The following is a 4158-nucleotide window of genomic DNA, read 5'->3' as shown; positions in this document are numbered from 1 at the left end:
AACCACATGCCGGCGATGAACAGGATGTTCCAGCGGTCCTGGCGGCGCTTCTCGATGTCGGCCATGGTGCGCTGTCCGGTCACGCTACCGTAGCCGCCCTTCTGCGCCTTCTTGGAGACCCCGAAGCCCTTATCGAACTTCTTCAGCAGCGAGAAGATGGTGAAGTGGGTGGTGGTCTGGAAGGGGTCGTAGTTGCGGGCCACGGCCAGGGCCATACCCAGCACGGAAAGGAACTTGCCGCGCCCGGCGTCGGTGACCTTGGCCACGTCCTTGGCCAGTTGGTCGACGTGCAGGAAGGCGGTGACGGGCGCCGCTTCCTTGGTCTGCTTATCCACCATGATGCCCATGCCCACGCCGCAGTTGGGATGGCAGCCGCAGGAGAGCTGGCCCCACTCGGCGTTGGGCCCGTGCACCAGGTCGGCCCAGTCGGAGAAGGTGGAGATGAAGGAGAGCGGGAACCAGTCGCGCGCCGGCTCCCCCAGCCCGGTCTGGTCCTTCACGTCGTGGGCCAGGTGGGAGAGGGTATAGCGCTGGGCGTGGCGGCGCTCGTCGGTGATCTCCTCGTCGCGGCCGGTGAAGCTGACCGGCTGGAAGGAGCAGAAGGACATGATGCGGGGGTTGTCGAGGGCGAACTTGATGATGCGTCCCACCTGCTCGTTGTTGATGCCGTTGATGATGGTGGTGACGGGCACGACCTCGACCCCGGCCTCGAACAGGTTCTCGATGGCCTTGATCTTGACGTCGAAGAGGTTGCCCACCTTGCGGTGCGAGTTGGCGGCGTTGCCCATGCCGTCGAACTGCAGGTAGGCGTAGCGCAGCCCGGCCTCGGCGGCCTGGCGGCAGAACTCCTTCGACTTGGCGAACTCGATGCCGTTGGTGGCCGCCTGCACCGCGTTGTAGCCCACCTTGCGGGCGTAGCGCACCGCGTCCAGGAAGTAGGGCGAGATGGTGGGCTCGCCCCCGGAGAACTGCACCGACATCTGCCGCCGGGGCTTGAGCGAGATGGCGTTGTCGAGCAACTGCTGGATCTCTTCCCAGCTCAATTCGTGTACGAAGCCCACCTGGTTGGCGTCCATGAAGCAGGGATCGCACATCATGTTGCAGCGGTTGGTGAGGTCGATGGTGAGCACGGCGCCGCGCCCCCACTTCACGGTGGAGGTGCCGTGGTTGTGCAGCTTCTCGTCGGCGTGGGAGCGGATGTCGCGGCCGGGGAAGGACTGCTCCACGTGCCGGTAGAAGTCCACGTCCATGGACATGACGTCTTCGAAGTGGCCGTGCTTGGGGCAGTCCTTGACCATCAGGATCTTGCCGTCGCGCTCGATGATCTGGGCCTTGATCTCGCCTACGCGCTGGTTGAGCAGGATCTCGTGGGGCAGCTTGCCGTCCAGGATCTGCTTGCGGATCTCGGGCACGCAGCGCGGGCACAGCGAGTCGGTGGAGCGCGGCCAGCCCAGCGGCGGCTTCGACTTCTCGTAGGACTTCAGCAGCGGCCGCTCCGACCACTTGGGGGTGAACGACGGCTTCTGGCGGATCCGGTTGAGACGCTCGAAGACAAACCAGGCCGCGTTGGCGGTCATGGTGATGCCCTTCTCCACGTACTTGATCGGCTTGGGTCGCATGATCCTTCCGCCCTCCTGATGGGGTCGCGACTGAATGCGTATAAGTTCAACAACGCACAGGGATTCCCGCGAACGGGAATCGGCCTGCGTATGACTTCCCTAGGCTATTACAAACTGAACTTGGAGCCGCCCAAGCGCGAATTCACCAAACGGCGAGAAATAGTGGTCGAATGGCTCCCCACGGTCATTGAGAATCCGCGATTTTCTCACCCAAGTCGCTGAAAAATCAAGAGAAACGGGTTACGGAGGCAACCCCGGCCCTAGGGGTGCACCCGCGGCGCGATCTTGGCGGCCACCCGGTTGCGCGCGGCCTTGCGCAGCACCTCCGGCCAGTACTCGCGCAGGACGTTGAGCGCAGCGTCGGAGGCCACGGCGTTGGCGATGCGGATGAAGGTGCGGTCGGCGCCCCGCTCGCGTTCCGGAACATAGGCGTTGGAGAGCGCGATGGAGAGGGCCACCCCCAGCACGTGCGAGGTGTTGAAGGCCTTGCCGCCGGAGTCGGTGCGCGTCACGAAGGCGCGGCTGACCGCGTAAAACGCGCGCGCCTTGAAGCTCCCCGTCCCCAACTGGAAGTAGCGCGGGTCCTGGTGCAGCAGCGTGGGCAGCAGGAAGCGGGAGAACAAGACCGAGGACTCGCTGCTGGCCAGGGCGGCACCGTAGCGCTTGCCGAAGCCGTCGGCCCCCTGGCCGTAGTCGGGATGTTCCCCGGTCCCCTGCCCGATGCCGGCGTCGAAGGCGGCGGAGGCGAAGGTGGTGGGATCGTAGGTGCTGTGCGCGAAGATCAAGAACTTCTGGTGCGGGGTCAGGGGCCGGTAGCTGCGGTCGGGCTGCGCCGGCTGGATGGCGGCGGCCTCGGGGATGGGCGGCTGCGGCTTGGCGCTGTCGCTGGGCGCGGCCGGCGCCGCGGCCGGCATGGCGGAATCGGGCGCGCTCCGGTTTCCGGCGACCTGCTGCTGTCCCCAGACGTTTCCCGCGGACAGCGCCAGCAGCAGCGCGGCGCTTGCCCAGTTGGTCCCCAAAGCCATGCTGGAAGTCTCCAAAATCGGAAGGCTCCTACTCTACCGCAAAAACTCTGCGCGCGGGAGGACATTTGACCGGCCTCGGCGGCGGCCTCCATAATCGCGGGCCGTGCCCGCGGCCACCCAGCCTCGCGCCTGCAAGCCATCCACCGGAGGGGGCGCTCGCATCTCACTCCGAAGGATGGCTCTCTCGCTGCTCAGCATCGTGGCGGCCGTGTACGTGGCGCTGCTCCTCTTCGGACTCCTGCTGTCGGAGCCGGTGATCTTCCAGCCGCATCCTGCCGGCTACCGCGACGACAACCGCATCCTCAAGCTGACCTCGCGCGACGGCCGCCGCATCTCCGCGGTGTATCTGCCCAATCCCGCCGCCACCTATACCCTGCTCTTCAGCCACGGCAATGCCGAGGACCTGGGCGACGACCTGCTCTTCCTGCAGGCGGTGCGCGACACCGGCTTCTCGGTGCTGGCCTACGACTACCAGGGCTACGGCACCAGCGAAGGCCGGCCCTCGGAGCGCTACGTCTACGAGGACGAAGAAGCCGCCTATCAGTATCTGACGCGCGACCTGCGCACCCGGCCCGAGAACATCATCGCTTGGGGACGCTCGCTGGGCGGGGCCGCGGCGCTGGATCTGGCCGCGCGCCGGCCGTTGGCCGGGCTCATCCTGGAGAGTTCGTTCGTGAGCGCCTTCCGCGTGCTCACGCGCCTTCCCTTGCTGCCCATCGACAAGTTTCGCAACCTCGACAAGATGGCCCAGGTGCGCTGCCCGGTGCTGGTCATCCACGGAGAGGCCGACGTGGTGGTGCCCTTCTGGCATGGGCAGAGACTTCTGGCCGCCGCGCCGGTGCCCAAGCGTTCCCTGTGGGTGCCGGGAGCGGGCCACAACGACCTCGCCGACGTGGCCGGGGCGCGCTACTTCGAGGCGCTGCAGGAGTTCGCCGCCTCCCTGGCCGGCCGGCCCGCCCAGGTCCCCGTGCGCTGATGCGGCAGTTGGTCGCGTGGTGCCCCCCCGTTGACCCGAGGGGGCCCGCGCACCCATAATCGCGGTGACTCCACGCGCCGCGCCGGAGCGGGCGCGCGCGCAGAGGCTCTGGCCGATTCCCGCACCACCCGAGGTGTCCAACCGTGGGCAAGGCACGCCGCACGCCATCGCCGCAGCAGATCGCGCGCAACCTGAAGCGCGACTTCGAGCAGTTGATCCAGTACCTCAACGACGAGGTGGTGCCGGAGGTGCGCACCCACTCCACCGGCGCCCTGCGCCAGGCGGCGCGGGAGATGACCCGGCTCGCCGACTTCCTGGAAAAAAGCAGCCGCAAGCGCTGAGCCGGGCCCTGCTGGCGGCCGCGCTGCTGGCGGCCGCGCTGCTCAGCGGCTGCGGCGGCGGCCACAAGCGCGCCCGCGTCTACACGCCGCCGCCGCCTCCCACCGCCGGCGGGCCCGCGCCCGAGATCAGCGTTCCCGCCAACGCCAAGCCCATCTACACCGAGACCGGCCTGGCCAGTTGGTACGGCACTCCCTAC

The 4158-nt window shown here is 67.5% G+C and carries 4 protein-coding genes; 2 read left to right on the top strand and 2 right to left on the bottom strand.

Going from position 1 to position 4158, the window contains the following annotated elements:
- Both VEG08_01910 and VEG08_01905 read right to left on the bottom strand, forming a co-directional pair.
- Positions 1–1619, bottom strand: a 1619-nt coding sequence (locus VEG08_01910; GenBank protein ID HXZ26731.1) for a radical SAM protein, incomplete at its 3' end; no start/stop codon positions are given.
- Positions 1620–1879: 260 nt separating this feature from the next.
- Positions 1880–2644, bottom strand: coding sequence for a hypothetical protein (locus tag VEG08_01905; GenBank protein HXZ26730.1), 765 nt, complete (start codon positions 2642–2644; stop codon positions 1880–1882).
- Positions 2645–2819: 175 nt separating this feature from the next.
- On the opposite strand from VEG08_01905, the gene VEG08_01900 reads away from it, so the two are divergent.
- Both VEG08_01900 and VEG08_01895 read left to right on the top strand, forming a co-directional pair.
- Positions 2820–3620 (top strand): alpha/beta hydrolase, encoded by an 801-nt coding sequence (locus VEG08_01900; GenBank protein ID HXZ26729.1) that lies wholly within the window; start codon positions 2820–2822, stop codon positions 3618–3620.
- 143 nt (positions 3621–3763) lie between these two features.
- On the top strand, positions 3764–3961 hold the full coding sequence (locus VEG08_01895) for a hypothetical protein (GenBank protein ID HXZ26728.1): 198 nt from the start codon (positions 3764–3766) through the stop codon (positions 3959–3961).
- Positions 3962–4158 lie beyond the last annotated feature (197 nt).

It is taken from the genome of Terriglobales bacterium, assembly GCA_035624475.1.
In the GTDB taxonomy this organism is placed as follows: Bacteria; Acidobacteriota; Terriglobia; order Terriglobales; family Acidobacteriaceae; genus DASPRL01.
The sequence above is the reverse complement of the archived record's forward strand: the minus strand, read 5'-3'. Positions and strand labels throughout refer to the sequence as shown.

Excerpts from the sequence above, each read along its gene's own strand:
- VEG08_01905 (HXZ26730.1), bottom strand. The coding sequence starts at position 2,644 with ATGGCTTTGGGGACCAACTGGGCAAGCGCCGCGCTGCTGCTGGCGCTG.
- VEG08_01900 (HXZ26729.1), top strand. The coding sequence starts at position 2,820 with ATGGCTCTCTCGCTGCTCAGCATCGTGGCGGCCGTGTACGTGGCGCTG.